Origin of the sequence: Arthrobacter sp. S2(2024) (genome assembly GCF_036662515.1) — a bacterium.
Lineage (GTDB): Bacteria > Actinomycetota > Actinomycetes > Actinomycetales > Micrococcaceae > Arthrobacter.
Genome location: NZ_JAYKZI010000001.1, coordinates 654,372 through 680,082 on the forward strand (window position 1 = coordinate 654,372; position 25,711 = coordinate 680,082).

The following is a 25,711-nucleotide window of genomic DNA, read 5'->3' on the forward strand; positions in this document are numbered from 1 at the left end:
GTGAGCGAGCGTCCGCCGAAAACACCCCAAAAGTGAGCGAGCGTCGAGGGGGACGGGCAAAAGGCCCGACGACGGCGCAACAGCAGTGCCGCCGTCGTGCCCCGAGACAACCGTTCCCGGCACGGTCGACTGGGACGCTCGCTCACCTATAGGGCCAAATGCCAGGACGCTCGCTCACCAAAAGTGAGCGAGCGTCCGCCGAACCGCGAAAACACCCCAAAAGTGAGCGAGCGTCGAGGGGGACGGGCAAAAGGCCCGACGACGGCGCAACAGCAGTGCCGCCGTCGTGCCCCGAGACAACCGTTCCCGGCACGGTCGACTGGGACGCTCGCTCACCTATAGGGCCAAATGCCAGGACGCTCGCTCACCAAAAGTGAGCGAGCGTCCGCCGAACCGCGAAAACACCCCAAAAGTGAGCGAGCGTCGAGGGGGACGGGCAAAAGGCCCGACGACGGCGCAACAGCAGTGCCGCCGTCGTGCCCCGAGACAACCGTTCCCGGCACGGTCGACTGGGACGCTCGCTCACCTATAGGGCCAAATGCCAGGACGCTCGCTCACCAAAAGTGAGCGAGCGTCCGCCGAACCGCGAAAACACCCCAAAAGTGAGCGAGCGTCGAGGGGGACGGGCAAAAGGCCCGACGACGGCGCAACAGCAGTGCCGCCGTCGTGCCCCGAGACAACCGTTCCCGGCACGGTCGACTGGGACGCTCGCTCACCTATAGGGCCAAATGCCAGGACGCTCGCTCACCAAAAGTGAGCGAGCGTCCGCCGAACCGCGAAAACACCCCAAAAGTGAGCGAGCGTCGGAGGGGGCACAGCCCAAAGGCTAGACTGCCGTGGTGTTCGACGCTGAGCCGGCTAGCGGCGCTATTGCCCCCGAGTCCGATTCCGCTGGGTCGGGTTCCGTCGGGTAGACCATCTCGGCCGGTGCGTTGGAGTTCCTCTTCGCCAGCGGGTAGAACACGATTGCCGTGACCACGAGGCCTACAAGCCAGGAGATGTCCGCCCCGCCGAGAAGCTCGGTCATCGGGCCGGTGTAGAGGGTCTGCGCCAAGAACGGGATCTGGACGACGATGCCGATCGCGTAGCTGAGCAGCGCTGTCTTGTTCCAACGGCCGTAGCGACCGTTCAGGTCGTAGAGGGCCGGAATGTCCACCTTCTCCTTGGAAACCAGGTAGTAATCCACCAGGTTTATGGAGCTCCAGGGGATGAACACCATCAGCAGGAGAAGGACGAAGTTCTTGAAGTTGGCGATGAAATCGGGGGAAGCAAGCACTGCGATGAGCACCGAGAGTCCGATAAAGCCGATCACGTAGGCGAACCGGGTCCATGACGCCACCGCGGACTTGCGGGTGAACGCCGTGACCGAGGTAAGCATGGTCATGTAGCCGCCATACGCGTTCAGCGTGTTGACGGTCAGTTTTCCGGTCACGATGACCAGGTAGATGACTACCGCGATCAGTCCGCCTCCACTCAGGTTCCCGAGGAAAGCGACTTGGCCGTCCAGGAACCGTGCACCCTTGGGCAATGCGAGGGCGGCGAAGAGAGCGCCCAGCGTCATGGACCACTGGGAACCAATCACCGTGCCGAAATAGGCCGACATGAAGGTCTTGCGTGCTGGGGTTTTGGAAGGCAGGTACCGCGAGTAGTCGGCGACGTACGGGCCGTAGGTCAGCTGCCATCCGGCGCCCAGCGAAATGGCGAGCAGGAAGGTGGGGAACTCGAAACTGCCGGCTCCCAAGAGTGCGCCGACGTCCTGGCTGGCCAACAACCTGATGCCCAGGTAGGTGAAGCCGAGGATACCGACGACGGTGGCAATGCGGCCCAACATGTGGATGTACTTGTAGCCCAGGGTCGCCACGACGATGGTCAGCGCCCCGAAGACGATCATGCCCACGGCCGGGGTGCCCGTGTGGAGGATGAGGCTGACTGCCTGTCCGGAGAGGACCGTACCGGTGGCGGCGAAGCCGAGGTACATCACGACCACCAGGACCAAGGGAATCACTGCCCCGAAGATCCCGAACTGTGCCCGGCTGGAAATCATCTGCGGCAGGCCGAGCTTCGGCCCCTGCGCCGCGTGGAGCGCCATCACAGCACCGCCCAAGAGGTTTCCGATCAGGAGGCCGATGATCGCCCACAGCGCATCCGCGCCGAACAGGACTGCCAAGGCGCCGTCGACAATAGCCGTGATCTGCATGTTCGCCCCGAACCAGAGCGTGAACTGCTGGCCAGGCGAACCATGGCGCTCATTTTCCGGGACAAAGTCGATGGAACGACGCTCAACGCGCGGCCCACCCGTTCCCGCTTTTCCTGTGGCCTGCATGCCTAATCCTCACTTTGACAACCGAAGTCCGATGTCCCCAACTGAGAATCAATCAGAGCATGCAAAGTGACAGTGATCACGGAAAGGGGGCGATGTTTAGTCCGATATCCCGGACGATAAGCCAAGAGTTGTTGTTCACCCGGATTGATGGCCGTCGCCGCCGGCGAGGCCCATGAACATCGTCTTGTGCAACACGTCCACGTGCCGCCGCGATACCTCCACCGCGCCGCGGTCGTCGCCGGCGCGCAAGGCGTTGACGAGCGCAATGTGGTCCCGATTGGACTCATGGAGAAACTCGATCGGGTACGGGATGAAGTATGCGTAGAGCTCCGCCAGCGCCTCGTTGTAGACGTCGACCGCAGCTCCCAGGCCCGAGCACGCCGCGACCAGCCTGTGAAACCTCTCGTCGGCCTGGTGATACTCGGACCAATTGCTTGATCCGGCCATCTCATGAGTCAGCCGCTCCAGCTCATCCAGCTGCGCTGCCGTGGCGTTGACGGCGGCGAAGTGGGTAACCGCGCATTCGAAGAGCAACCGACGGTCCACCAGCCGGTTCACTGCATGGGATTCGGCTGGCGACGCAGCGAGCTCTTCAAGGACGTTTTGCGGCGGCTCGTCGGCGACGAAGGTTCCGCCGCCGCGCCCCCGACGGCGGACAACGACCCCCTGGTCGGCCAGGCTCGCTAGGGCCCTGCGGGCGGTGATCGGGCTGACCGAAAGGCCCAGCGCGACGTCTTGCTGGTCGGGCAGCCTCTCCCCCGGCTGAAGCAGTCCCAAGGATATGGCCATGCCGATCCGCAACCGCACGGCGTCGATTGCGCTCCGGCGGTCGATTCCGAGCAAAGGGGCAGCATCGATGGGTGAGTCGCCGGTGGTGTCCTCGAGCTGACGGGTCATATCCGCTACTTTACGGGGCAAAATCCACCTTCCTTTTATTTGATCATTATGATCTAATATGAGGCGAGTCACAACGACAACGTGGAGAAACCAGTGCAACGCATCCTTCCCCTCATCGCCGCCCAGGCGGCACCCCGACTGATCGGCGAACCGATCGAGGCCTTCGCCGCCGAAGTCGCCGCCGCCGTCGCGATCCAACCGCACAGCAAGCTCGTGGTCTTCCCGGAGCTGCACCTTTTCGGGGATTCCAACCCGGACCTGCAGCGTACGGAAGTGCTGCAGGACTCGGCCGAGCCGCTGGACGGTCCGCGCGTCAAGGAACTGCGGCAGCTCGCAGCTGACCTGGGGATCTGGTTGGTTCCGGGCAGCGTCTGCGAGCGCGGCCCCGAGGGGCAATTGTTCAATACCCAGCTGGTCCTTTCCCCCGAAGGCGAGCTCGCCGGCTACTATCGCAAGGTCTTCCCTTGGCGCCCCTTTGAGCCCTACGACCCCGGCGACCGGTTCACCACCGTCGACCTGGAAGGGATCGGCAGGGTGGGCTTGAACATTTGCTACGACGCCTGGTTCCCCGAGGTGACCCGCCAGTTGGCGTGGATGGGCGCCGAAGTGATCCTCAACGTCGTGAAGACCACGACGCCGGACCGCAAGCAAGAACTCGTCCTCGCCAAGGCAAACGCGATTGTGAACCAGGTCTTCATGGTCAGCGTCAACTGCGCGGGACCCACCGGCAAAGGCCTCAGCCTGATCGTCGACCCCGAGGGGAACACCATAGCCGAGGCCGACGACGACGCGCCCACCCTTCTCTCCGTGGAACTGGACCTCTCCGCCGTCGAGCATGTCCGCACGCACGGGACCGAAAACCTCAACCGCCCCTGGTCCCAATTCCACCCCGGCGAGCCGCCCATCGAGCTGCCTGTCTACCAAGGCCGCATCGACCCGACCACCTGGACCCCACGGTCCTCCAACTCCTAAGGAACCACCGGTGACAACGCAACCGAGCCTCACGCGCGCCCTGAAACTGCCCTCGTTGGTCCTGTTCGGGCTGGCCTACCTGACCCCGCTCATCGTGCTGGCGATTTTCGGCGTGATCGCCGAAACCACCGGCGGAGCATCCCCGTCGGCCTATCTGGTGGCCATGGTCGCCATGCTCTTCACCGCGCAGAGCTACGGACGCATGGCCGTTGCCTATCCGGTGGCCGGCTCCGCGTACACGTATATCCGGCGCTCCATCGATTCCCGGATCGGCTTCCTGGCCGGTTGGGCTGTCCTGCTGGACTACCTGTTCCTGCCGATGGTCATCTGGCTCATCGGCGGCTCGTACCTCACCGCGCAGTTCCCGGACATTCCCATCGGGGTCTGGATTGTCGCGTTCATCGCGATCACAACGCTGCTCAACGTGGTTGGCGTCAAGGTGGCTGACAAGGCCAACTACCTGCTGATGGCATTCCAGCTTCTGGTGATAGTCCTTTTCGTGGCCTTGTCCGTTGGAACCTTGGTCTCGACCTCCGGCGCGAGTGCCCTGGTCAGCTCCGCTCCATTCTTCAACGACACGTCGAGCTTCGACAAGATCACCGCCGGGGCCGCCATCGCGGCGTACTCGTTCCTGGGCTTCGACGCCGTCTCCACTCTCACCGAGGAGACCATCGAGCCGAAAAAGACCGTGCCGAAGGCGATCATGCTCGTCGCACTCATCGGCGGCGCGATCTTCGTCGTCGTGTCCTACACGACCCAGCTGATCCACCCCGGCGGGGTGTTCGACGATTCGGCGTCGGCGGCGTCGGACATTGCCCTGAAGATCGGCGGACAGTTCTTCGGCGCAGTCTTCCTGGCCGGACTCGTGGTGTCCCAGTTTGCCTCCGGACTCGCGGCGCAAGCCAGCGCCTCACGATTGCTCTACGCCATGGGCCGGGATTCCGTCCTGCCGAAGAAAGTCTTCGGGGCATTGAACAAATCCTTCCACACGCCGGTATTGAACCTGGTCATCACCGGCGCGGTGGGACTCATCGCCATGTTCCTGGATGTCGCCACCTCGACGTCGTTCATCAACTTCGGTGCCTTCACCGCCTTCACCCTCGTCAATGTCTCGGTCATTGCCTACTACCTGCGCCAACGACGCTCGGGGAACCGGCTCAGCGTAATGTTCTACGTGGTCATGCCGGCTGTCGGAGCCAGCATCGACGGTTTCCTGCTCTCCCAGCTCGATTCGAATGCCATCACGCTCGGACTGATCTGGCTCTGCGTCGGCGTCGTGGTACTCGGCATCATCACCAAGGGGTTCCGGAAGGCGCCGCCGGAAATGGTGATGGAGGAAAAAGAAGCCGCGCTGGTATGACGACGGAACACAGTAAACGGGGAGAAACGAGGACTGCGTGCGCATCACCCTAGCCCAGCTGGATTCCGGCACGGACGTCGGCCGCAACCTCGACCTTATCGCGGATTACTGTGCCCGGGCCGCCTACGAGGGCTCTGACCTCATCGTGTTCCCGGAGTACTCGACGTACGAGAAAAGCCGGGTGGACCGGAGCTTCGTGGACATGGCCGAACCCCTTGACGGCCCTGTGGCTTCCACGCTCTGCGCGACGGCGGCACGCTACGGGATCGCCGTCGTCGCGGGTCTCCTGGAAGCGCCTGGTGACGGAGACGGAACCAAAGAACCGGACCGGGCATTCAACACCTTGGTGGCGATCGGTCCGGACGGTTCCCTCCTCGCCAGCTACAGGAAGATCCATCTGTTCGACTGCCAAGGATTCCGCGAATCGGAGTACATCAGACCGGCGCCGGAACCATTGCCCGTCACTTTTTCCTGCGGCGGCATGACGTTGGGGTTGATGACCTGCTACGATCTGCGCTTCCCCGAGTTGGCGCGCATCCTGGCCGATGCCGGGGCCGAGGCGCTCCTCGTCTGTTCTTCGTGGGTTCCCGGTACCGCAAAGACCGAGCAATGGGCCACATTGGCCAAGGCCCGGGCAATAGAGAACGGCGTGTACGTGGCGGCGGTCTCCCAGACTCCACCGGTATCCATCGGCTACAGCATGCTCGTGGATCCCCTCGGGACTGTCCTGCACAGCCTCGACACGGAGCCGGCCACCGCCACGCTGGACCTCTCCCCGGATGCCGTTTTGGCAGCCAGGGACCAGTTCCCCACATGGCGGCACCACCGGCTCCCCTAGGAATCTCGCGGCCTCTTCTAGGCCGCCCCACTCTGTGCTAAACCGAAGTGCAAGATGCACCGATGCTCCGAAGGAGATGCACCATGAGCGCAACGACGGACAAAGGATCGGGCCGAGGGCTGGAGATCCGGTCGATCGACTATGTTCCACTGAACGAGCGCCACGGCAAGGTCTCGCACATCGGACCGCTGTGGTTCGTCAGCAATGCCCAGATCGCCACCCTGGCAGTGGGGTTGATCAGCATCACCACCGGCGGCAACTTGATCTGGTCGCTGCTCGCGATCGCCATCGGGGTACTCGTCGGCACGCTGTTCATGGCCGCGCACTCCTCGCAGGGCCCCCAGCTCGGCCTGCCACAGATGATCCAGTCCCGGCCGCAGTTCGGCTACATCGGCGCCCTTCTGGTTTGGCTCTTCGCCTACCTCCAGTACGCCGGCTTCAACATCTTCAACACCATCCTGGCCGGCCAAGCGATCTCGGAGTCAGTCAACTTCGGGTCGCAAAACTTGTGGTTCTGGGTGGTCACCATTGTCGCCGTCGTCATTGCCCTGTTCGGCTACGACCTTATTCACGCCTTTGAGCGCTACCTGACGTACCTGACCATCATCATGCTGGCGTTGCTCACCATTGCAGCCGTGAAGCTGGCCATTCCGGCTGGCGCATACAACCTGGCTGACTTCCACATGGTGCCGTTCCTGGGCCAGCTGGGGGTCGCGGCCGGCTACCAGATTTCCTGGGCCATCTACGTCTCTGACTACTCCCGCTACCTTCCGCCGGCCAGCGGGCGGGGCACTTTCAGATGGACGTTCTGGGGCAGCGCGCTCGGCGGTATTTGGGTGATGTTCCTGGGCGCGTACATCGGTGCGGCCGCCGGGGAGAACTTCGAAACCATCGGCTCGATCAAATCCACGGCCGACCAGCTCTTCGGCGGATTCGGTGGCATCGCCCTGTTCGTCGCCGCCCTGGGCTTGCTGTCCGTGACGGCCCTGAACATGTACGGCGGTTCGCTGACCTTGATATCGTCCATCGACAGCGTGCGGCAGATCCGGCCAACGCTAAGGCTCCGGATCATCACGATTTCCATCACCGCCCTCATTTCCGTGGTCCTGGCTAACCTGGCCTCGGCCGACTTCCTCGCCAACTTCAACGACTTCCTGCTATTGGTCCTGTACTTCTTCATTCCGTGGACGGCTGTCAACCTCACCGACTACTTCATCGTCCGCAAAGGCCACTACGCCATCGCGGAGATCTTCAAGCCCGATGGGATCTACGGACGATGGGGCTGGCCCGGCATCATCTCCTACCTTGTCGGCTTTGTGGTGATGATTCCCTTCTTCTCGGCCGGCAAGCTCTTCGTCGGGTTCATCGCCCACGCCCTGGACGGCGCCGACATCTCGCTGTTTATCGGGCTCCCGGTCTCCGCAGGGCTGTATTGGCTAATGACCCGACGCATCGACGTCGAGGCAGAGACCCGCATGGCCAAGGAAGAGGCCGACGCCCTGGAGGCGGCCGCGCACGAACACCTGCTTCCGTAACTCCGCCGGACTAATGGGGTAGGAGTCAGGCAGTGGTCCAACCCCGGCGCCTCAGTTGATCCTGCGATTGCCGAGCCAGCTGACCATGGCGGGGTCGCGGTGGTCGAAGAAGAGGCTGGCCCCGGTGTCCAAGGCGGCGATCCGGCTCATCTGCTCGTCGGTAAGGGTGAAATCGAAGACGTCGAGGTTCTGGGCCATGCGTTCGGGCCGGACGGACTTGGGGATGACGACGACGTCGCGCTGGATGAGCCAACGGAGAACCACCTGTGCGACGGACTTGCCGTGCGCATCGGCGATGGAGCTGAGAAGCGGGTTGGTGAACAGGTTGTTCTTGCCTTCGGCGAAGGGTCCCCAGGACTCGATCTGGACACACCGTTCGCGCATCATTGCCTGGTCGGCCGCGCGCTGGTGGAAGGGGTGGGTTTCGATCTGGTTGACTGCCGGGACGATCTCGTTGTGGTCGATGAGGTCCACCAGCCGGTCGAGGTGGAAATTCGAGACCCCGATCGCGCGGGCGAGGCCGTCCTGGTGGAGTTCCTGCATGGCGCGCCACTCGCTGTAGTAGTCCCCCAACGGCTGGTGGATCAGGTACAGGTCGACGTAGTCGAGTCCGAGGCGGCGGAGTGAGTTGTCGAAGGCGCGCTTGGTGTCGTCCTGGACGCTGCCTGCCGGGGCGTGCTGGATCCAGAGCTTCGTGGTGATGAAGAGTTCGTCGCGGGCGAGGCCGCTGTTCTTGATGGCCAGGCCAACGGCCTCTTCGTTCAGGTAGGAAGCGGCGGTGTCCAGGTGACGGTAACCGGCGTCGAGCGCGGCTTCCACCGCGGCCTGGGTTTCCTCGTCCGGGATCTGGAAGACGCCGAAGCCGAGGATCGGCATTTCGACGCCGTTGTTAAGGGTGACGGTGTTCATGGGTTTCCTTCGCTTGGATGGGGGTTATCGGCTGATTTGGGCGTGGGCGGCTTGGTAGTCCTGTTCACTGACGGGCTCAAGCCAGGTGGCGCTCTCCCCGTTGTCGTGCTCCACCAGGGCCAGGTGGCACATCATGTTGTCCTGGGTGGCGCCGTGCCAGTGTTCCTCGCCGGGGGGCGTGTGGACCGTGTCCCCTGCGCGCATGAGGATCACCTTGCCGTCCCGGGTGGCAACGAACCCGGTGCCATCGGTGCAGTGCAGGGTCTGGCCAAGAGGGTGGGAATGCCAGTTCGTACGGGCACCGGGGGTGAAGCGGACCATCGCCGCCACGAGACGCGAGGGCGCCTCGCCGTTGTGGAGCGGATTGAGGTAGACGTCTCCCGTGAATCTCTCCGTAGGGGCTTTGACGGTCGGGGTGGGGGGAACGAGTTTCATGGCGTCTGCCTTTCGCTAGTGCCGAGATTGTTGTGCGTGCCGAAGCGGCAGGGACACCGCTACGAGGACCAGAAGGAGAAGGGCCGTGATACTCAGGTTGATGCGCAATCCTGACATGAAGTCCTGACCGGCGAGTGCGGCACCGAAAATCGCGACGCCGAGGGAGCCTCCGAGCTGCCGGGCGGTATTGACCGCGCCGCTGGCGGTCCCCGCCAACTCCGCCGGCACGTGGTCCAGGATGAGGGCAATGATCGGCGGAACCGTGAAGGAACCTCCGACGCCGACGGGCACCATCAGGAACGTGACGAGCAGGGTCGGCGCATTGCCTGGCAGGAGGCAGAGGCTCGCCAGCCCCGCGGCCATCAGCAATTGGCCAGAGACGATCGCGACTGTGCGCCCGAATCGCTCCGCGAACCTGGCCACGAGGGGATTCAGGAGGGCAACAAGCCCGGTCATGGGCAGGAACAGAAGCCCGGTCTCCAGGGCGCTGGCTCCGCGTTCCTGTTGGAAGTAGAGGCTCTGGAGGAAGACGACGCCGTAGAACGCCGCCATGGTGACCCCGGCGACAATCAGGGCCGTGGAGACTGCGCGTGAACGGAACAAGTCGAGCGGGATCATTGGGTGGCTTCCCCGTGCTTGTGCTGCCACGAATACGGCTGCGGATGCGACACATATGGCGAACGTCAACAGGAGGTGGGGGCTAGGAGCCACTCGGGAGAGGACCAGCAGGGCTGCCACTCCCACCGGAAGGTTGACGAAGAAGATCAGTCTCCAGTCCCAGTACACGATTGCCCTTCCGCGACGCGCAGGATCGTGGAACGCCTCCCGGATGAGGGCGAGGGACGTAGGGGTAATCATTGCCGCACCGATGCCCTGCAGGACGCGTCCGGCGATGAGTGCAGGAAGGCTAGGGCTGAACCCGCATGCCATCGAGGCAACGGTGAAGAGAATCATACCGATGCCGTAGGCACGACGACAATTTGGGCGTCCAAGGCGACCACGAAAAATCCGAGCATGGCAACCGCGAGAGATGCGCGCGGACGCGCCACGGCTTCCGGAAAGGATTTGACGGTAGTCACGGACATGGTGGCCTTCCAAGCAGGGAAACGGGGACTGATTCAAGAAAACCAGTCCCCGTGTCCGCGTGGGAGTGCCTGTTATAACGTGTACTGCCAGTGCCTGTTTCAGCTGCCTTGAGCTTCTTGGATGGTGATCGCGATTTTCCCCCGCACTTTGCCGGCGTCGAAATAGCGCATGGCGTCCGGAACCTGCTCCAGCGGATAGCTGCGGTCGACGGTCGGGGTGAGGGTTCCGGCGTCGATGAGCCCGGCAAGGTATTCGAGGTCTGCAACGCCTTGCGTCCCTATGACCATGGTGAGCCGCTGACCGATGAACGGGGACAGCGCGAGGGCCCTGAATTGCCTGTCGATACTGCCCGTCCAGGAGCCGCCTTCTTCGCCGCCGGTGATAACGGCCGTGCCGGTAGGCGTGAGCGCCTTGCGGAGGCGTGCCAGGGTGGGGTTCCCGGCAATATCCAGGATCAGATCGTAGTGTTTGGTGCCGTCGGCGAAGTCCTGCGTGGTGTAGTCGAGGACGTGATCGGCACCGAGCGAGCGCACCAGGTCCATTTTGGCGGCACTGCACACGCCCGTGACTTCAGCCCCGGCAGCTTTTGCGAGCTGCACAGCGTAGCTGCCCACTCCTCCCGAGGCACCAAGGATCAGAACCTTCTGTCCCGGCGCTATCCGGCCCGCGGCGCGAAGGGCCTGCAGCGCAGTGCAGGCAGAAACCGGGACCACCGAGGCTTGTTTGAAACTGATGTTCGCCGGTTTGAGCGCCAGTTGGCTTTCGCGGGCCGTCGCATATTCAGCGAAGGAACCCTTCCCGACCCCGAAGACCTCGTCCCCGACGGCGAATCGGGTCACTGCTGCTCCGACCGCCGTGACCGTGCCGGCCAAGTCCATCCCGGGCACAGGATTTTTGGGGGCGCGGACGCCGAACGCCAGGCGCAGCGCGTAAGGCAGGCCCCGGGTTACATGCCAGGTCCCCCGGTCCAGTCCTGCAGCGTGGACCCGGACCAGCGCCTCGTTCTCGGCAATCTTCGGTGTGGGGATCTGCGTCAGGTGCAGGACGTCGGCGGAGCCGTAAGCCTCCTGCACGATGGCCCGCATCGTAACCTCCGGCTTTTGCGAGCCGCCTGAAATCGGAGTCTCCGCAGCATGCTGACCAGCGGTCATGGCCGTTCCTTTCCAGTCATTTGGGGTGTTCAGCTACTTTTTCGTACGCTGTACCAAAAAGATTATCGTACAATGTACTAAACCGCTAGACCCCCTGCACTAAATCGCTGGAGTACTGCACCAACTAGAGTCCAAGGAGTCCCGATGCCGGACACTGCACAGCCCCTCCCCCAGCGACGCCCTCCGTTGAGCCGCGAAAGGGTGCTCGGTTGCGCTGTGGATCTCGCTGACGAGTCAGGAATCGCCGCGCTGACCATCCGCTCGCTCGCCCAGAGCCTGGGAACCAAGCCCATGTCGCTCTACTACTACGTGGCCAACAAGGATGAAATTTTGGATGGCATCGTGGACATGGTCTTCCACGAAATCGCATTACCCTCCCCCGCGGGCGACTGGCGGGAGGAAATGCACCGGCGGGCACACGAAGTGCGCAGCGCGCTCAAACGCCATCCTTGGGCGGTCGGGCTGCTGGAAAGCCGCTCCGCCCCGGGCGAAGCGAACCTGCGTCACCACGAAGCGACCTTGGCGACCTTGAGGGCAGCAGGCTTTTCCGTCCAGATGACGGCCCATGCCTATGCCTTGCTCGATAGTTACATCTACGGATCCGCACTCCAGGAAGCCGCCCTTCCTTTTGACGGCAGGGACACCGCCGCCGAGATCACAGCGCCGATCGTTGAACGCTTTTCGACCGGGCAATACCCCCACATGATGGAGATCGCCACCGAACACGTCCTCAAACCCGGCTACGACTTCGGGGACGAGTTCGACTTCGGGCTGAACCTCATCCTTGACGGCCTCAGCCGGTCGATGAGGTGAGCCAGGAATGTCCAGCGAATCCGAAACCACACCCGTTCCGGGCCCCGGCCTCGGCCCATGTTCTTGGGACACGCAGTGTTGCGTGGTCGGCGGTGGACCGGCTGGCATGATGCTCGGCTACCTGCTGGCCCGCGCCGGAGTCGAGGTGACAGTGCTGGAGAAGCACGCCGATTTCTTCCGTGACTTCCGGGGCGACACCATCCATCCTGCGACTACCGACATACTGGCCGAACTGGGATTGCTGGAAGAGTTTCTGAGCCTGCCGCACACGGAGATACCGGAACTGCGTCTCGGCATCTCCGGACAGACCTTCGGGCTGGTGGACTTCCGGCACCTCCCCTCCCGATGCAAGTTCATGGCGTTCATGCCGCAGTGGGACTTCCTGACCTTCTTGGCCACCCAGGCCATGCAATACCCCACCTTCCGACTGGAAATGAGTACCGAGGCCACCGGCCTACTCCGCCACGGTGAGCAAGTGATCGGCGTACGGGCGCGCACTCCCCAGAGCGAAGTAGAGATCAGGGCGGATCTCACGGTGGCGTGCGACGGGCGGTTCTCCCTTGGCCGGGAACACGCGGACTTGCCGCTAAGGGAGTTCGCAATGCCGATCGACGTGCTGTGGTTCCGCGTGCCGCGCAGCGAGGATGCGCCGCCGACCCTGGGCTATGTCGGCGGCGGGCAGATCGTGCTGGCCATCGACCGCGGCGACTACTGGCAGTGCGGCACGATCATCGGGAAAGGAACACTCCCGCAGGTTCAGGCCGCGGGGCTGGCCGCCTTCCGCGACCGGGTGGCACGTGCCGCGCCGTTCCTGGCCGCCGGCCTGGCGGCGCTGACCGACTGGGACCAGATCAAGCTGCTGTCCGTGCGCTCCAATCGGTTGAGACGCTGGTGCGAGCCAGGCCTGTTATGCATCGGCGACGCCGCCCACGCTATGTCGCCGGCCGGAGCCGCCGGGGTGAACTACGCCATCGCCGACGCCGTCGCCACGGCCAATCACCTCGCAGTACCACTGCGCACGGGCACCATCGCCTTCGCCGACCTCCAGCGCGTGCAACGACGACGCGAACCAGCGGTACGGATCGCACAGGCATTGCAGCGACAGCAGACACGCCAACTCGCTCGCCTTGCCCAAAACAACCCACCCGTCCAACTCATACGGCTCATCAGCCACACGCCACTGGTCAAACGCCTCTTGGGCCGCATTGTGGGCCTCGGTTTCCGTCGCGAACACATCCACAGCCCCCACCTCACCAACCACTAGTAATCGAACCGCAAATCTCCCCGGTGATTCATGAGACCGCAGGGGTGGATGTGACATGGGTGACAATAGTGGCGTTTGGTGCGAAGCTTGTCACGCTGAGTTGACTATCCTGTCAAGTCGGATCTTATTGTTCCTCAGGGAGGTTTCGTGAAGAAGATCCTTAGCGTTTCCGGCGCGATGTTGCTGTTGCTGAGTGCGTTCTCAGCCACAGCACCGGCCGCAGTTGCCCAACCATCTCCGTCCGCCAACTGGCATGCGGAGAAGGTCTGCGCCGATGTCCCAGCCGGCAGTGCGTCGTGTTTTGCGCTCAAGTACGTCGATGATTCGACGACTCCGGGCAAGGCGTCGCCGGGAGGACAAACCAAGCCCGCTTCGAGCACGCCGCCCGCCACAGGCAAAACCCCCGCGGACATCCAGAGCGCCTACAACATCACAGGCCTCGCGTCCGGCGGCAGAACCGTCGCAATCGTGGATGCCTACGGCTATCCGAACCTGGAACGCGATCTCGGCGTTTACCGCTCACAGTTCGGCCTCCCGGCATGCACGGTCAGCAACGGCTGCCTGACCATCAAGGACCAAAACGGCGGCAACAAGCTTCCCAGGTTCAATTCCGGATGGGCCGACGAAACGGCCCTCGACGTCGACGCCGTCTCTGCAGCGTGTCCGGACTGCAAGATCCTGGTAGTGCAGGCGACAACAGCGAGCCTCAGCGACCTTGGGACAGCCGTGGCAACGGCCGCAAAACAGCCCGGCGTCGCGGCGATCTCCAACAGCTACGGCGGCGGGGATTCAGCAGACTCCAGCTACGGCACGTACTACAACCACCCGGGCATCGCGGTGACAGCGTCAACCGGCGACAACGGGTATACCGGCTCGTCCTACCCCGCTTCCTCGAGTTACGTCACCGCCGTGGGAGGCACATCGTTGGTCAAGAACTCCAGTGCACGCGGGTGGGGCGAATCTGCCTGGTCCGGCTCGGGATCCGGATGCTCAAGTGTCAATGCCGCGTTGCCAGCGGCTGCCACGTTCGGCACTGGGTGCAGCAAGCGCGCCTCGGCGGACGTCTCCGCCGTCGCAGATCCGCAGACCGGCCTGGCAGTGTACGCGCCGAGCAGCAGCACCACCTCGTCATGGGCCCAGTATGGAGGGACCAGCCTCTCCTCGCCCCTGATCGCGGCCATGTATGCGCTTTCCGGGAACACAGGCAGCTCCTCGGCACTGGCCAACTCTCTTCCGTACACGAACTCCGGGAAATTCAATGACGTCGCCTCGGGTTCAACGGGCACGTGCTCCACGAGCCAATGGTGCCTCTCCGGCACCGGATGGGACGGACCCACGGGCGTCGGCACTCCGAACGGGGTCGCCGGACTCTAAAAAGCAGTAACTGCCTGAAGGGTGGCCGGCGTCCAAGGATGCCGGCCATCCTTCTGTCTGTGAACGGGCAGTGTCACTAGTGCTTCAGGTTCGTCAGCTCCTGCAGGACCTCGTCCGACGTCGTGATGATGCGGGCGTTCGCCTGGAAGCCGCGCTGGGCAACGATCAGGTTGGTGAATTCCTGGGAGAGGTCAACGTTGGACATCTCAAGGGCCCCGGCAGTCAGGGTGCCGAGTCCGGCGTCGCCCGGGGCGCCCAACTGGGCTGCGCCGGAGTTGGCGGTAGCCACATACGTGGAGCTACCGGATTTCTCGAGGCCGCCGGGGTTGGTGAAACGGGCAAGGGCCACGCGGGCCAGAACCTGCTTGCTGCCATTGCTGAACGAGCCGATGAGTGAGCCGTCGCCGCCGAGGGTGAATGACTCCAGCTTGCCTGCCTCGGATCCGTTCTGGCTGCTGACCGTGAGTGTGCTCATGGCGGCGAATCCGGTAACAGTGGACATGTCCACCGAGATGCCGCCGACGGTCATGGCACCGCCCGAAGTCAGCGCACCGTTCGCGAACGTGAGCGTCGAGTTCCCCGTGGCGCCGTTGGCGTCGGCCCCGGCCACATCCCAGCCTCCCGCAGAGCGGCTGAACGTCAGAGTCAGGCTGCGGGAGGCGCCGTCGGCGTCGTACACCTTGACCTGGCGCTCCACGCTGGTCCCCACGGCCGCGTCGGACGGCAGGTTGCCGTCCAGCGAGGCCTTGGTGGTGGCGACGGCGGCCGACGTCGTATTGGGTGAGAGGGCGATCGGGCCAACGGGACCTCCCAAGTTCACGGCGCCGTTGGCGGCAGACCAGCCCTGCAGGATCCCGCCGTCGGGGCTCACCAGACGGCCAGCCGCGTCCATGTCGAAGGCGCCCGCGCGGGTGTAGAGCTGCTGTCCGGCCTTGCTGGTGATGAAGAACCCGTCGCCGGAGATCATCATGTCAGTGGCCCGCCCGGTGTTCTGCGATGAACCCTGGCTGAAGTTGGTGCTGACTCCCGCCACGCGTACCCCGAGGCCGATCTGGGCGGGGTTGGTGCCACCGGTCTCGGCTTGCGGGGCGCCGGCGCCCTGGGTCATCTGGGAGAGCGTGTCCTGGAAGTGCGTGGAGGAGGCCTTGAAGCCGGCCGTGTTCACGTTGGCGATGTTGTTTCCCGTGACGTCCAGCATGGCCTGATGGGCACGGAGGCCGGAGATTCCGGAGTACAGCGAACGAAGCATGGTGTTGCCTTTCTTCGGGTGGTTCGAGGGGTGCGGAGCGTCAGGCGGTTGGCGTGGCAGCGGCGGTCATCCCGCTGATGGAATCGAGCGGAACGTTCGCTCCCCCGACCGCTACCGTGGGGGTTCCGGCCGCGAAGGAAACCGAACTCGCGACGCCGGAGCCCTTTGTCCCGTCGGCGAGCGCATAGCTGACGTTGTGGCCGATGATCTGTGCCGCTGCACTGCGCATCTGGAGCGAAAAACTCTCTTTGGCGTCCGCCGTGAGTTCCGTCATCTTCTCCATCATGGACAGCTGGACGGTCTGGTTCATCATCTGGTTGGTGTCCATGGGAGCGCTCGGGTCCTGGTTCTTCAGCTGAGTCACCAGGAGGGACATGAACATGCTCGAGTCCATGGTCTGCGCGGGTTTGGCTGAGGTGGTTCCGGGCTGGACTCCGCTGCTTGCCGCGATGGCTTGGATGGTCACTATTGGCTCTCCTTCATCAGACGAGAATGTCCAGGCTGCTGGTAATGCTTCGGGGAAGTACGACGGCGGTCCGCGCCTGGCGGAGCGACTCGCCGTCGCTGCCCCGTGGGAAGGCGGGACTTTCGGCCGGGCGCCGGTCACGGGGGTCCGAGCCGCCCGCCCCGGCATCGGCCGGAGCGTTGTGTTCGGACAGATCGAGGCTCGCGCCGAAGCCCGATTCGCCGAGTCCACGCCGCAGTTCCGGCAGGATGCTGCGTATGGCCTCACGGCCGGCTTCTCCGGGAGCGAACAATTCGATCCGGACCCCTGCGCCTTCGATATGCGCCCGGACAGTCACCGGACCGAGGTCTTCCGGGGAGAGCTTCAGGGTCATCACGTGGGAGCCGGGCGCCGCCGATGCAAGCGAGAACAGCGGTGCGGACACTTGGGACAGCAGCTTCGCCGGGTCTGCCTGGAGAGTGGGCGTTGCCATGCCGGGAGCGGCTGTCGTAGGTGCCTCCTGAAGTGGCGGCGCCGGCTGCCCCACCAACGGAGCTCCCGCCTGAATCCCGGAGGGAAGCGCGGGTGCCGCGGCGACCTGCGTGTCCTGCCCAAGGACCGCTGGCGAGTCCCGTTGGGTCCCGGCTTTCCCAACGGGAAGTACGACGGCGGTGCCCGGCTCGCCTGCTTGGGCTGCGGTCGCGGTGACCCCGGTCTCAAGGCCGGCGGTCAGCGGGTTGATGGGCAGCGAGTTACCGCGGAGCGGGCCGGCGGGTAGCGCGACGGTTGGCGGCGGGCTACTGGGCAGGGCGCCGGGCATCTGGCTGGCAGGCGCAGCGGCCGGCAACGGGCTGCCCGGGATCGGACCAGGCTGGGTTGGGCTTTGACCAAGGCTCCCGAGCGGCAGCGCAGCCGGCACAGCTGCGCGCACCCCCGTTTCAACCGGCGCCGCCTGAGCGTTGCCCGCGGGCATCCTGACTGGCAGTCTTGCCGCTGCCGACGTGCCTGCAATGGCTTTGGCCGGGACCGTACTGTCAACGGCACTGTCTTTGGCCGACACAGTAACGCCAGTGCCGCCCGCCTGCGGAGCAGCGGTCCCGGCCGCGAGTCCACCAGCAACAGCAGCGGCGGCGGCCGCAACAGCACCCACCACGCCCGCAACAGCAGCCGCCACGCCAGCCGCCTCAACCACACCCACAGCATCAACCGTGTCCTTGGCGACCTTCGACGGTTCCGGTTTGGCGGCTCCGGCGACCGGCACGGAACGGTCGTCGGCAGGCTTTTCCTGGGCGCCGCCGTCGGGGGTCTGTTGTGCGGTCCCGTCCGAGGTCTTCGCGTCGGACGCCAGCACGCCGTTCATCACGGCATCAAACCCGGCAGCCCCGCCGGACTGCTGCACGGGCGAAGAGCCGGGAACAGCCGGACGCGGAACTGCCGCAACAGAGAGTGGCAACGGCATCACGAGCCTCCCGCGGGGACAATCCGGCGGATCGCAGTCAGATTGGACTGCTGTTCCCACGCATTGCGGATCTGGATGGTCTGGCCGGGAACAGGCGCGTCGATCGCTTTGCCGTTGCCGAGGTAGATGGAAATGTGTTCGCCGCCGAAACTCACCAACAGGTCGCCGGGCTTGGCTTGGGCCAAGGATGCCACGGGAGTGCCTTGCCGCATCTGGTCGCTGACGACGCGCGGCAGATCAACGCCGAGGTCCTTGAAGACGCGCTGCACGAAGCCGGAGCAATCCATGCCCACCGCCGGGTTCGTGCCGCCCCAGACGTAGGGCACGCCCACGTATTTCTTGGCGTCGGCCACCACGGCATCGCCCGTGACAGCGCCGGTGGCCGTGCCTGTACCGGCACTCGAAAGCGCGCCCGCGATGCCGGAGAGGGCGGCACTGCCGCCGAGCCCCAAGGAAGAAGAGAGCTGGCTCACGTCCGGCGTCGCCGATCCCCCGACGGCGGAGCTCAGCGCTTGCGCGAAGGACGCCGAGTCGGTGGAAGAGACCGTGCCCGCGGCATCGGAAGTGGTGGTGCTCGCAGAAGATGCCTGAGGGCGGACCCCCTGGCTGAGTTGCTGCAACATCGACTCGATGCTGTGGATGCGCCCGATCGCCTCGGTCATGCTCACGAGGTTGCCTTCCGGTGCCACGCGGAGGACGCGATCTCGTCCAGCACGCTTTGTTCAGCGTGCAGCGCGAAAGCCTCGAAGGCGGCTCCATGGCGGGTTTCGAGCTTCTCGAGTCCTACCGCACGGCGTTTGGCTTCGGTGTATTCCGCACGGGCCTCTGCGGCTTCAGCTTCCGCACTTGCGGCCAAGGCGTCGAGCTCGGCCAACATGCTTTGCGCGGACGCCCGGGCGGCCGCGATGGCCAGGAGCGACGCGGAGCTTCCGGCAGCTCCAGCGGACTCGGCCAGCTCCTCCCTGGCGGTGGCTCGGCGGGATCGCAAGGATGAGCTCCGGGAGTTGGCGCGGGCCAGTCCACTGGCGGCGGCCTCCTGCTGTGTCTGGCGTAGGCGCAACAGCCCGGCCAGGGAGAATTGACGGTTCACGCGGCTCCTTCGAGGCTTGCTGAGAGCCGGAAGAGTTCCGGCCAGGACTCGCTGTACGGGGTGGATTCGACCATGCTTTGCTGCAGGAACCCGTTGATGGCGGCTTCGTGGTCCAAGGCTGCGTCGACCAAGGGGTTGCTGCCACGGTGGTAGGCGCCGACGTCGATCAGGTCCTGCGCGCTGCGCCGCGCGGCGAGGACCCTGCGCAAGGATGCCGCGAGCGCAGTGCGATCGGCGGAATTGACCTTGGATGCCACGCGGGACACCGAACCAAGCACGTCCACCGAAGGAAAATGCCCCGTGACGGCGAGCTTCCGGTCCAGGACCACGTGTCCGTCAAGGATCGAGCGGGCGGCGTCGGCGATCGGTTCGTTGTGGTCGTCGCCGTCCACCAGAACCGTGTAGATGCCGGTCACGGAACCGGTTTCAGCGGTCCCCGCGCGTTCCAGGAGCCGGGCCAGCACGGAAAACGTTGACGGCGGGTAGCCGCGGGTAGCGGGCGGCTCGCCGGCGGACAGGCCTATTTCCCTCTGGGCCATGGCCACGCGGGTCAGCGAATCCATCATGAGGACTACGTCCTGGCCAGCTTCGCGGAACGATTCGGCAATCCTGGTGGCAGTGACGGCGGCGCGCAGGCGCATGAGGGCAGGCTCGTCGGACGTGGCTACGACCACCACGGACCGGGCCAGGCCTTCGGGGCCAAGGTCGTCTTCCAGGAACTCGCGAACTTCACGTCCGCGCTCCCCCACCAAGGCAATGACGGACACTTCGGCATCCGTTCCGCGGGCGATCATGGACAACAGCGAGGACTTGCCGACCCCCGAGCCCGCGAACAGCCCCATGCGCTGGCCTCGGCCAAGAGTGGCCATGGTGTCCAGGACGCGGACGCCGGTCTGGAGCGGAGTGTCCACCCGGGCGCGGTGCATGGCCGACGGCGCCTCGTTGTCCAAAGGGACCATAGGACTCGCGGGCAACTGGCCCTTGCCGTCGATCGGACGCCCGAGCCCATCGAGTACCCGTCCGAAGAGGCCACGGCCGGTGGGGACCAGGATCGGAGCGCCCTTCGAGCGTGCCGGGTCTCCCGCGGCCACTCCGGTCAACCGTCCCAACGGCATGCAGCGCACGGCGCCACTGACCGAGGCGACCACTTCGGCGTCGAGCCCTGGTGCCTCGCCCACGGTCACCAGGTCCCCCACCGCGCAATCCAAGCCGGAGACCTCCAGGCCAAGGCCGAGGACGGACGTCACGGTACCCACGCGCTGCGGCGCCGCGGCGGCGAGGGCAGAGCGGAAACGGCCTGCGTGCGGCCGGTAGTTGATGCCGCTCATGCGTCTTTCCCCAGCAGGGCTGCCTTGGCCCTGTGCACTGCGGTGCTGAGCCGGGCGTCGAGCCAACCCTGCGGAAATTCGGCGATCGCATCGCCGCGGTTCAGTGCGGGATCGGCCTTGAGTTCGACGCCGGCCACGCTCCCGACGTCGACGGCGGCCAGCGCGGCAAGGTCCGCGGGGTGGAGCCGGACCGTGGTCACCGCTTGCACGTCTGAAACCGTTGCCAGAGCCCGGGCCAACGCGGCGCGGGCGGTATTATCGCCGTCGTTGAGTTCGTAACCCAGAATGGCTTCCGCAAGCTCGATCGCGCTGGCCGCCAACACGTCCTGCGCTTCCTCCAGCACGGCACCGCGGTGCTGCCGGGACACTGCGGCCGCCGCCTCGAGCGCTCGGACAGCTTGCTCCACAGCCAGCTGCCCGGCGTCGAGCATTGCGCGGTGTTCGGCCTCGAATTGTTCGCGAAGGCGGCGCTGTTCCGCGGCCGCAGCCTGGATCCCGGCCGTGTAGCCCGCCGCGTGTCCCTGGGTGTATCCCCGGTCCACTTTGCGCGACCTCGCGGCTGGTTGGATGTCCGGGAAGACCACCCTCTGGAATTCAGCCTCAGTAGACATAGTCGTCTTCCTCGCCGCGTCGGACCACGATGGCGCCTTCGGCTTCCAGCTCACGGATGGAACGGACAATCTCTGCCCGGGCTTCTTCAACCTGGGAGGCGCGCACCGGCCCGGCGGAAGCCATTTCGGCTTCCAGGATTTCGAGGTTGCGGCCGGACACGTTGGTGCGCACGGCGTCGAGAACCACGGCAGGGGCACCCTTCATGGCGACAGCGAGCACTTCGGCATTGACGCCACGAAGGATCTGCTGGATGTCGCGCCGTTCCAATTTCACGATGTCCACGAAGGTCAGCATCCGGGCGCGCACTTCCGTGGCCAGTTCCGGATCGAGGGTTTCCAGGCCTTCCAGCACGGAACGTTCGGTGTTGACGTCGGAACGGTTGATGATGTCGACGAGTGGCTGGATGCCGCCGACAATCTCGCTCGACTTCCTTTGCGACATGACGGCTCCGGCACGAACCTTGAGCGTTTCGGCCACGATGCCCACGGCCTCCGGCGAAGCCAATCCCATCGTGGCTATGCAGCGGGCCACCTCACTGCGTTGCACGTCGCCCAAGCCGGCCATGACCGCGGAAGCCTTGCCCGGCCGCAAATGCGCCAGGATCAAGGCGATGGTCTGCGGCATCTCGCCGTCGATGAGGGCCAACAGCTGGCCGGAATCCATCATTTCCAGGAATTCGAAGGACTTCCCGGCCATCGTGGAGGCGAGACGGTCCATGAAACCGGCCGCTTTGTCCGCACCGAAGGACGCTTCCAGGAGCCCGACGGCGAATTCCTGGCCGCCGCGGGCCGTCCGGCGTCCGCTGACCGCAAGGTCGTGGAATTCCGTCATGACGTGGTCTGCCACGGATGAGGAAACGCGGCGCAAGCGTACGATCTCGGCGGCGATGTCCTCGGCCTCGGATTCGGAGAACTGGGTCATGACGGACGCTGCGCTGGTAGGGCTCATCTGCATGAGCACCACCGCCACCTTCTGGGCGCCGGTCAAGCCTCCTACGTCCAACTCCCCCACCCTCATACGGACTGCCTTTCATCCATGAGCCCGCGCAGGTAATCGGCGGTCCGGGCGGGGTTCTCGGCAACCATGGCTTCAATCTGGGCCCGCCGCCGTTCGCCGTCGAGAGCCTCAGCGCCTGGCATCGGCAACGCCGGGACCGGATGAACCGGCGGCAGTTCGATCGCCGAGGTGGCGGGCGGTCCTTCGATCGCCGGGGTGGAGACCGCTTCAGGCAGCATCTCGTAATCAAGGCGTTCGCCAAGGTCAACCGGTTCGCGGTGCTGCCGGCGCCGCAGGAGGATCAGCACGAGCACGATCAGCGCTACGACTGCCAACAGGATGCTGCCCGCGAGAATGAGCGTGTTCATCAAATCCGACTGTTGCTTGGCGTCGGCTTGCGATTTGGCCGCGCCCAGTGCCTGGGACGCCGCGTCTGCGGCCGAGGTACTGAAGGGCAGCACTTCGACTGTCACCACGTCGCCGCGGGTGGGATCGACGCCGGCCGCGGAAGTAACGAGGGCCTTGACCGAGTTGACGTTGAGTCCGGCCGCCGCCGACTGGTTGATGGCCACCGAGATGGTCTGGCGTTTCACGGCGCCTTGCGGAATGGTGCGGTCTTCGGTGACTTTGTTGACGGCGTTGTTCTTGGTGGTGTCGCTGGAATCGAACGTTCCGTTGCCGTTGGTGCCGCCCGGCACGGCAATGTTGTCCGGGCCAAGGACACCGGAGGCGCCGCCGCCGGTTCCCGTGTACTTCTCGGTCTTGGTGGTCTCGCTGAGCGGAGCGGCATCCTTGGCGGTGGAGAACGTCTCGCTGCGCTGCTGCGCGGACTCGGCGGTCACGTCGGCCGCGACGGCGACGGTGGCGTTGCCCGGTCCCACAACCCTATCGAGTACAGCCTTCACCGAATCGGAGGTGCGCTGTTGGTAGTCGGCGGCTTGCTTGGAGGAGGAGCCCGTGGCTCCGCCTCCCACCGTGGAGAGGACGTTGCCCTGGGAATCCACCACGGTCACGTTCGTTGGCTTCAGGTTTTCGATCGCGGCGGACGTCAAGTGCACGATCGCCTGGACCTTATCGGCGGACAGGGTGATGCCCGGCTGTGTTTCCACGAACACGGATGCCGTCGCGTCCGGAGCCTTGTCAACGAACACCGTTTTGGCCGGAAGGGCCAACTGCACGGCGGCTGTCTTCACGCCGTCCATGGCCTGGATGGTGGTGGCGAGTTCACCCTCGAGCGCGCGTTTGTAGGTAACCGATTGCTGGAATTCGGACGAGGTTACGCCGAGCTTGTCGAGCAGCGAATAGCCGGTGGCCGCGGCCGCCGGAAGACCGGCCGCGGCGGCTTTCAGCCGTTCGTCGTTGACCTTGTCATCGGGGACGAGGATGGTGGAACCGCCGTTGCTGAGCTCGTACGGGACATTGTCCTTGCGCAGCTGCTCCACGATCCCGTTGGCATCCGTGTCCTTCAAACCGGAGAACAACGGCGAGTTGGACGGCTTGCCCAACCATGCTGACAGGGCCACTCCGCCGAGCACCAGGACGGCGATGCCGATGATGGCGATGGTGCGCTGCCCTGCCGTGAACCCCTTGAATCCATCGCCCATCTTGCGGAAGAAGGCGGCAATCTGTGGAGGCATCAGGCCTGCATCCTCATGATCTCGTTGAACGCGTCAACGCCCTTGTTCCGCACTGTGGAGACAAGCTCCATGGTGATCTGGGCGCGGGTGGCAGCGATTGTCGCCTTGTGGATATCGTCAAGGTTGCCCGTTACCGCGGACACGGCCAGCTGGTTCGACGTCGACTGCAGTGACTGGAGGTTGTCCACGGCACCAGTCAGCGCCGTCGCAAAGCCGTTGCCGTCCGAAGTTCCCGCGACTCCGGTTACGTTGCCGGCGCCGCCCAGGTAGTCGGTGCCGGTGACGCCCTGCACGGAAAGTCCCCCGCCGCCTTGAATTGCGCCGATCGGGTCCAAAGCCATCAGGATTTTCCTATCTCAAGCGCTGCCTGGTACGTCTCACGGGCCCGGTCCACCACTTGGGCGTTGGCCTGGTAGCCGCGTTGCGCCACAATCAGGGCACCCATCTGTTCGGCGAGGTCGATGTCCGGGTAACGGACATAGCCTTGGGCATCGGCAAGCGGATGGTCCGGTTGATACACGAGCCTGCCGGTCGCACTGCCTTGCGGAGTGCTCTTGACGTACACGCCGGTTCCATCGCTGCCCTCGGCGGCTTCGATGTAGCGGGCTTGGAACGCCTTGCCGCTGGTGCGGGTGGCGGTATTAATGTTGGCCAGGTTGTCCGAGACTGCATCGAGCCATTTGCGGTGGACAGTCAGGGCTGAGCCGGCAATCCCGATCGCGTCGAAAGTCATCAGCTGGTCCTCAGGGCCGTGCGTAGGGCGGTGAATTGTTCGCCGATGGCACGGGAGGCGAACTGGTAGCGCAGGACGGTGTCTACGTTCGAGAGGGTTTCGGTATCCAGGTTGACGTTGTTGCCGTTGAGCTGGGTGGGTTCCTGGGACGTAGTGACGGAAGCCGTGGCCTGCCCGTCTCCGGCGCTCACCGAGGCCGCAAGCGCGTCTTCGAACTGGACCCTTTTGGCGTGGTAGTTCGGTGTGTTGATGTTGGCGATGTTGTTGGCGATGGTGCGCTGGCGCAATGAGAGCCCGTCCAGGGCACTACCAAGGGCAACAGAAGTCACTGACTCGAACACGACGGCCTACCTTCGCGAATAGTATGAAGAGGCCGATCCGTGGCCGTGCATCGAGCAATCCCTGCTCAACTTCCACCATCGGCAAGCATGTGGCATCCGTTAGCCGATGAGGGATTGTTTTCAATACTTTCTCTTCAGCCCTGCACATCCAGGAACAGCGGGAGCGCGGAACTTTGGCTGTCCGGGACCGTGCTGAGCGCGTCCAAGTGGGCGAGGGCGTCGTTGCGGACCTTGCCGAGCATCGCCATGGACTCCAGCTGCGCGTCCCGTATCCGGCGTGCTTTGTCCGCCAGCTCCTCAGGCAGCGGCCCGGCCTCGTCCGCGGCGGGCGGATTCCATGCCTCGGGCTCGCCGCCGGAGACGGCCAAGGCGATGTCCGCTTCAAACCGGTCCAGGATTGCGGACCATGCCTGGACTGCATCAGCCGACACCGAGTGTGCCGTTCGTCCGTGCCGTCCCGGATACCGTCGCCTGGACAGGCAGCTGCGAAGCGGCGTCGTGCCAGCCTTGCCGGAGCGGTTCCAGGAGCACAATGCATTCTTTGGTCCGGTTGACGTCGCGGTAGATGTTTGCGCCGATCATCGCTTCCATCGCGTACTGGTAGATGCTCAGCAGCCCGGATGCCCCGTCCCACACATCGGTCTTCAGGGTGGAGGACAGCTCGGTGACGATCGACTGGGCATGCAACAGGTTCTCGCTTGCGACACCCCAGTTGGCATTCTCCTGGGCGAACTGGGCGCGGTTCAGGTCCAGGAGCAGCCGGTCATAAAGCATCGTGAGGAGCCTGGCCGGCGGAGCCGACAGGACGGCGTCGTCGTTGTACCGGGAAAGCTGGCTGGCGCGGAGGGCTGTGGAGGTCATGCG

28 protein-coding genes are annotated in these 25,711 nt (G+C 64.7%); 7 read left to right on the forward strand and 21 right to left on the reverse strand.

Annotation, left to right across the window (positions count from 1 at the left end; translation table 11 throughout):
- Window positions 1-826: 826 nt before the first annotated feature.
- Both VLA65_RS02975 and VLA65_RS02980 read right to left on the reverse strand, forming a co-directional pair.
- A complete protein-coding gene (locus VLA65_RS02975) occupies window positions 827-2,323 on the reverse strand; it encodes a purine-cytosine permease family protein (protein WP_332601749.1) in 1,497 nt (498 codons plus the stop codon).
- A 135-nt stretch (window positions 2,324-2,458) separates the two neighbouring features.
- Window positions 2,459-3,220 carry a FadR/GntR family transcriptional regulator gene (locus tag VLA65_RS02980; protein ID WP_284989574.1) on the reverse strand — a complete coding sequence of 254 codons (762 nt, stop codon included), beginning with the start codon at window positions 3,218-3,220 and terminating at the stop codon, window positions 2,459-2,461.
- A gap of 93 nt (window positions 3,221-3,313) precedes the next feature.
- Here VLA65_RS02980 and VLA65_RS02985 point away from each other — a divergent pair, with 93 nt between their 5' ends.
- The 4 genes from VLA65_RS02985 (at window position 3,314) to VLA65_RS03000 (ending at window position 7,925) form a co-directional block, all read left to right on the forward strand.
- A complete protein-coding gene (locus VLA65_RS02985; protein ID WP_332601750.1) occupies window positions 3,314-4,192 on the forward strand; it encodes a carbon-nitrogen hydrolase family protein in 879 nt (292 codons plus the stop codon).
- A 10-nt stretch (window positions 4,193-4,202) separates the two neighbouring features.
- Window positions 4,203-5,552 (forward strand): APC family permease, encoded by a 1,350-nt coding sequence (locus tag VLA65_RS02990; protein ID WP_332601751.1) that lies wholly within the window; start codon window positions 4,203-4,205, stop codon window positions 5,550-5,552.
- A 37-nt stretch (window positions 5,553-5,589) separates the two neighbouring features.
- Window positions 5,590-6,390, forward strand: coding sequence for a carbon-nitrogen hydrolase family protein (locus VLA65_RS02995; RefSeq protein WP_332601752.1), 801 nt, complete (start codon window positions 5,590-5,592; stop codon window positions 6,388-6,390).
- 83 nt (window positions 6,391-6,473) lie between these two features.
- The gene (locus VLA65_RS03000; protein WP_059388243.1) at window positions 6,474-7,925 is read left to right on the forward strand and encodes a purine-cytosine permease family protein; all 1,452 of its coding nucleotides are present in this window, start codon (window positions 6,474-6,476) and stop codon (window positions 7,923-7,925) included.
- Window positions 7,926-7,976: 51 nt separating this feature from the next.
- On the opposite strand, the gene VLA65_RS03005 is transcribed toward VLA65_RS03000, so the two are convergent.
- The 5 genes from VLA65_RS03005 to VLA65_RS03025 all read right to left on the reverse strand — a co-directional run bounded on the left by VLA65_RS03005 (window position 7,977) and on the right by VLA65_RS03025 (window position 11,506).
- Window positions 7,977-8,834 carry an aldo/keto reductase gene (locus tag VLA65_RS03005; RefSeq protein WP_332601753.1) on the reverse strand — a complete coding sequence of 286 codons (858 nt, stop codon included), beginning with the start codon at window positions 8,832-8,834 and terminating at the stop codon, window positions 7,977-7,979.
- A gap of 24 nt (window positions 8,835-8,858) precedes the next feature.
- Window positions 8,859-9,269 (reverse strand): (R)-mandelonitrile lyase, encoded by a 411-nt coding sequence (locus VLA65_RS03010; protein WP_332601754.1) that lies wholly within the window; start codon window positions 9,267-9,269, stop codon window positions 8,859-8,861.
- Window positions 9,270-9,284: 15 nt separating this feature from the next.
- Complete coding sequence (locus tag VLA65_RS03015) at window positions 9,285-10,223, reverse strand: MFS transporter (RefSeq protein ID WP_332601755.1); 939 nt, start codon at window positions 10,221-10,223, stop codon at window positions 9,285-9,287.
- Window positions 10,220-10,348, reverse strand: a complete 129-nt coding sequence (locus tag VLA65_RS03020) for a hypothetical protein (RefSeq protein ID WP_332601756.1) — start codon at window positions 10,346-10,348, stop codon at window positions 10,220-10,222. The genes VLA65_RS03015 and VLA65_RS03020 overlap by 4 nt, the downstream gene beginning before the upstream one ends.
- 105 nt (window positions 10,349-10,453) lie before the next feature.
- Window positions 10,454-11,506, reverse strand: a complete 1,053-nt coding sequence (locus VLA65_RS03025; protein WP_332601757.1) for an NAD(P)-dependent alcohol dehydrogenase — start codon at window positions 11,504-11,506, stop codon at window positions 10,454-10,456.
- A 144-nt stretch (window positions 11,507-11,650) separates the two neighbouring features.
- On the opposite strand from VLA65_RS03025, the gene VLA65_RS03030 reads away from it, so the two are divergent.
- From VLA65_RS03030 to VLA65_RS03040, 3 genes are all read left to right on the forward strand, one after another.
- The gene (locus VLA65_RS03030) at window positions 11,651-12,319 is read left to right on the forward strand and encodes a TetR/AcrR family transcriptional regulator (protein WP_332601758.1); all 669 of its coding nucleotides are present in this window, start codon (window positions 11,651-11,653) and stop codon (window positions 12,317-12,319) included.
- Window positions 12,320-12,326: 7 nt separating this feature from the next.
- Window positions 12,327-13,583: an FAD-dependent oxidoreductase gene (locus VLA65_RS03035; protein ID WP_332601759.1), complete on the forward strand. Its 1,257-nt coding sequence runs from the start codon at window positions 12,327-12,329 to the stop codon at window positions 13,581-13,583.
- Window positions 13,584-13,730: 147 nt separating this feature from the next.
- The gene (locus VLA65_RS03040) at window positions 13,731-14,957 is read left to right on the forward strand and encodes a S53 family peptidase (protein WP_332601760.1); all 1,227 of its coding nucleotides are present in this window, start codon (window positions 13,731-13,733) and stop codon (window positions 14,955-14,957) included.
- A gap of 76 nt (window positions 14,958-15,033) precedes the next feature.
- Here VLA65_RS03040 and VLA65_RS03045 read toward each other — a convergent pair whose 3' ends face one another.
- The 14 genes from VLA65_RS03045 to fliS all read right to left on the reverse strand — a co-directional run bounded on the left by VLA65_RS03045 (window position 15,034) and on the right by fliS (window position 25,708).
- Window positions 15,034-16,206, reverse strand: coding sequence for a flagellar hook protein FlgE (locus VLA65_RS03045; RefSeq protein ID WP_332601761.1), 1,173 nt, complete (start codon window positions 16,204-16,206; stop codon window positions 15,034-15,036).
- A 40-nt stretch (window positions 16,207-16,246) separates the two neighbouring features.
- Window positions 16,247-16,672 (reverse strand): flagellar hook assembly protein FlgD, encoded by a 426-nt coding sequence (locus VLA65_RS03050; RefSeq protein ID WP_332601762.1) that lies wholly within the window; start codon window positions 16,670-16,672, stop codon window positions 16,247-16,249.
- 16 nt (window positions 16,673-16,688) lie between these two features.
- On the reverse strand, window positions 16,689-18,110 hold the full coding sequence (locus VLA65_RS03055; RefSeq protein WP_332601763.1) for a flagellar hook-length control protein FliK: 1,422 nt from the start codon (window positions 18,108-18,110) through the stop codon (window positions 16,689-16,691).
- Window positions 18,110-18,772 (reverse strand): C40 family peptidase, encoded by a 663-nt coding sequence (locus tag VLA65_RS03060; RefSeq protein WP_332601844.1) that lies wholly within the window; start codon window positions 18,770-18,772, stop codon window positions 18,110-18,112. The genes VLA65_RS03055 and VLA65_RS03060 overlap by 1 nt, the downstream gene beginning before the upstream one ends.
- Window positions 18,773-18,774: 2 nt before the next feature.
- Entirely contained in the window at window positions 18,775-19,200 is a 426-nt protein-coding gene (locus tag VLA65_RS03065) for a flagellar FliJ family protein (protein ID WP_332601764.1), read from the reverse strand.
- Window positions 19,197-20,528: a FliI/YscN family ATPase gene (locus VLA65_RS03070; protein WP_332601765.1), complete on the reverse strand. Its 1,332-nt coding sequence runs from the start codon at window positions 20,526-20,528 to the stop codon at window positions 19,197-19,199. Before VLA65_RS03070 ends, VLA65_RS03065 begins: the two co-directional genes overlap by 4 nt.
- Window positions 20,525-21,139 carry a FliH/SctL family protein gene (locus VLA65_RS03075; RefSeq protein ID WP_332601766.1) on the reverse strand — a complete coding sequence of 205 codons (615 nt, stop codon included), beginning with the start codon at window positions 21,137-21,139 and terminating at the stop codon, window positions 20,525-20,527. Before VLA65_RS03075 ends, VLA65_RS03070 begins: the two co-directional genes overlap by 4 nt.
- Complete coding sequence (fliG, locus tag VLA65_RS03080; protein ID WP_284989479.1) at window positions 21,129-22,157, reverse strand: flagellar motor switch protein FliG; 1,029 nt, start codon at window positions 22,155-22,157, stop codon at window positions 21,129-21,131. Before fliG ends, VLA65_RS03075 begins: the two co-directional genes overlap by 11 nt.
- Window positions 22,154-23,773, reverse strand: a complete 1,620-nt coding sequence (gene fliF, locus VLA65_RS03085) for a flagellar basal-body MS-ring/collar protein FliF (RefSeq protein WP_332601767.1) — start codon at window positions 23,771-23,773, stop codon at window positions 22,154-22,156. The genes fliG and fliF overlap by 4 nt, the downstream gene beginning before the upstream one ends.
- A complete protein-coding gene (gene fliE / locus VLA65_RS03090) occupies window positions 23,773-24,114 on the reverse strand; it encodes a flagellar hook-basal body complex protein FliE (RefSeq protein WP_332601768.1) in 342 nt (113 codons plus the stop codon). The genes fliF and fliE overlap by 1 nt, the downstream gene beginning before the upstream one ends.
- Window positions 24,114-24,506 carry a flagellar basal body rod protein FlgC gene (locus VLA65_RS03095; RefSeq protein ID WP_059388252.1) on the reverse strand — a complete coding sequence of 131 codons (393 nt, stop codon included), beginning with the start codon at window positions 24,504-24,506 and terminating at the stop codon, window positions 24,114-24,116. Before VLA65_RS03095 ends, fliE begins: the two co-directional genes overlap by 1 nt.
- On the reverse strand, window positions 24,506-24,847 hold the full coding sequence (locus VLA65_RS03100) for a flagellar basal body rod protein FlgB (protein WP_284989477.1): 342 nt from the start codon (window positions 24,845-24,847) through the stop codon (window positions 24,506-24,508). Before VLA65_RS03100 ends, VLA65_RS03095 begins: the two co-directional genes overlap by 1 nt.
- A 134-nt stretch (window positions 24,848-24,981) precedes the next feature.
- Entirely contained in the window at window positions 24,982-25,278 is a 297-nt protein-coding gene (locus tag VLA65_RS03105) for a hypothetical protein (protein WP_332601769.1), read from the reverse strand.
- On the reverse strand, window positions 25,268-25,708 hold the full coding sequence (gene fliS / locus VLA65_RS03110) for a flagellar export chaperone FliS (RefSeq protein ID WP_234751449.1): 441 nt from the start codon (window positions 25,706-25,708) through the stop codon (window positions 25,268-25,270). The genes VLA65_RS03105 and fliS overlap by 11 nt, the downstream gene beginning before the upstream one ends.
- Between the last annotated feature and the right edge of the window lie 3 nt (window positions 25,709-25,711).

What these genes read in the sequence shown, in the direction of transcription:
- VLA65_RS03070 (WP_332601765.1), bottom strand. Translation starts at nt 20,528, where the DNA reads ATGAGCGGCATCAACTACCGGCCGCACGCAGGCCGTTTCCGCTCTGCC.
- fliS (WP_234751449.1), bottom strand. Translation starts at nt 25,708, where the DNA reads ATGACCTCCACAGCCCTCCGCGCCAGCCAGCTTTCCCGGTACAACGAC.
- VLA65_RS03095 (WP_059388252.1), bottom strand. Translation starts at nt 24,506, where the DNA reads ATGACTTTCGACGCGATCGGGATTGCCGGCTCAGCCCTGACTGTCCAC.
- VLA65_RS03005 (WP_332601753.1), bottom strand. Translation starts at nt 8,834, where the DNA reads ATGAACACCGTCACCCTTAACAACGGCGTCGAAATGCCGATCCTCGGC.
- VLA65_RS02980 (WP_284989574.1), bottom strand. Translation starts at nt 3,220, where the DNA reads ATGACCCGTCAGCTCGAGGACACCACCGGCGACTCACCCATCGATGCT.
- VLA65_RS03075 (WP_332601766.1), bottom strand. Translation starts at nt 21,139, where the DNA reads ATGTCTACTGAGGCTGAATTCCAGAGGGTGGTCTTCCCGGACATCCAA.
- VLA65_RS03030 (WP_332601758.1), top strand. Translation starts at nt 11,651, where the DNA reads ATGCCGGACACTGCACAGCCCCTCCCCCAGCGACGCCCTCCGTTGAGC.
- VLA65_RS03025 (WP_332601757.1), bottom strand. Translation starts at nt 11,506, where the DNA reads ATGACCGCTGGTCAGCATGCTGCGGAGACTCCGATTTCAGGCGGCTCG.
- VLA65_RS03045 (WP_332601761.1), bottom strand. Translation starts at nt 16,206, where the DNA reads ATGCTTCGTTCGCTGTACTCCGGAATCTCCGGCCTCCGTGCCCATCAG.
- VLA65_RS03035 (WP_332601759.1), top strand. Translation starts at nt 12,327, where the DNA reads ATGTCCAGCGAATCCGAAACCACACCCGTTCCGGGCCCCGGCCTCGGC.
- VLA65_RS03000 (WP_059388243.1), top strand. Translation starts at nt 6,474, where the DNA reads ATGAGCGCAACGACGGACAAAGGATCGGGCCGAGGGCTGGAGATCCGG.
- VLA65_RS03060 (WP_332601844.1), bottom strand. Translation starts at nt 18,772, where the DNA reads ATGACCGAGGCGATCGGGCGCATCCACAGCATCGAGTCGATGTTGCAG.
- VLA65_RS02975 (WP_332601749.1), bottom strand. Translation starts at nt 2,323, where the DNA reads ATGCAGGCCACAGGAAAAGCGGGAACGGGTGGGCCGCGCGTTGAGCGT.
- fliG (WP_284989479.1), bottom strand. Translation starts at nt 22,157, where the DNA reads ATGAGGGTGGGGGAGTTGGACGTAGGAGGCTTGACCGGCGCCCAGAAG.
- fliE (WP_332601768.1), bottom strand. Translation starts at nt 24,114, where the DNA reads ATGGCTTTGGACCCGATCGGCGCAATTCAAGGCGGCGGGGGACTTTCC.
- VLA65_RS03055 (WP_332601763.1), bottom strand. Translation starts at nt 18,110, where the DNA reads ATGCCGTTGCCACTCTCTGTTGCGGCAGTTCCGCGTCCGGCTGTTCCC.
- VLA65_RS03015 (WP_332601755.1), bottom strand. Translation starts at nt 10,223, where the DNA reads ATGATTCTCTTCACCGTTGCCTCGATGGCATGCGGGTTCAGCCCTAGC.
- fliF (WP_332601767.1), bottom strand. Translation starts at nt 23,773, where the DNA reads ATGCCTCCACAGATTGCCGCCTTCTTCCGCAAGATGGGCGATGGATTC.
- VLA65_RS03010 (WP_332601754.1), bottom strand. Translation starts at nt 9,269, where the DNA reads ATGAAACTCGTTCCCCCCACCCCGACCGTCAAAGCCCCTACGGAGAGA.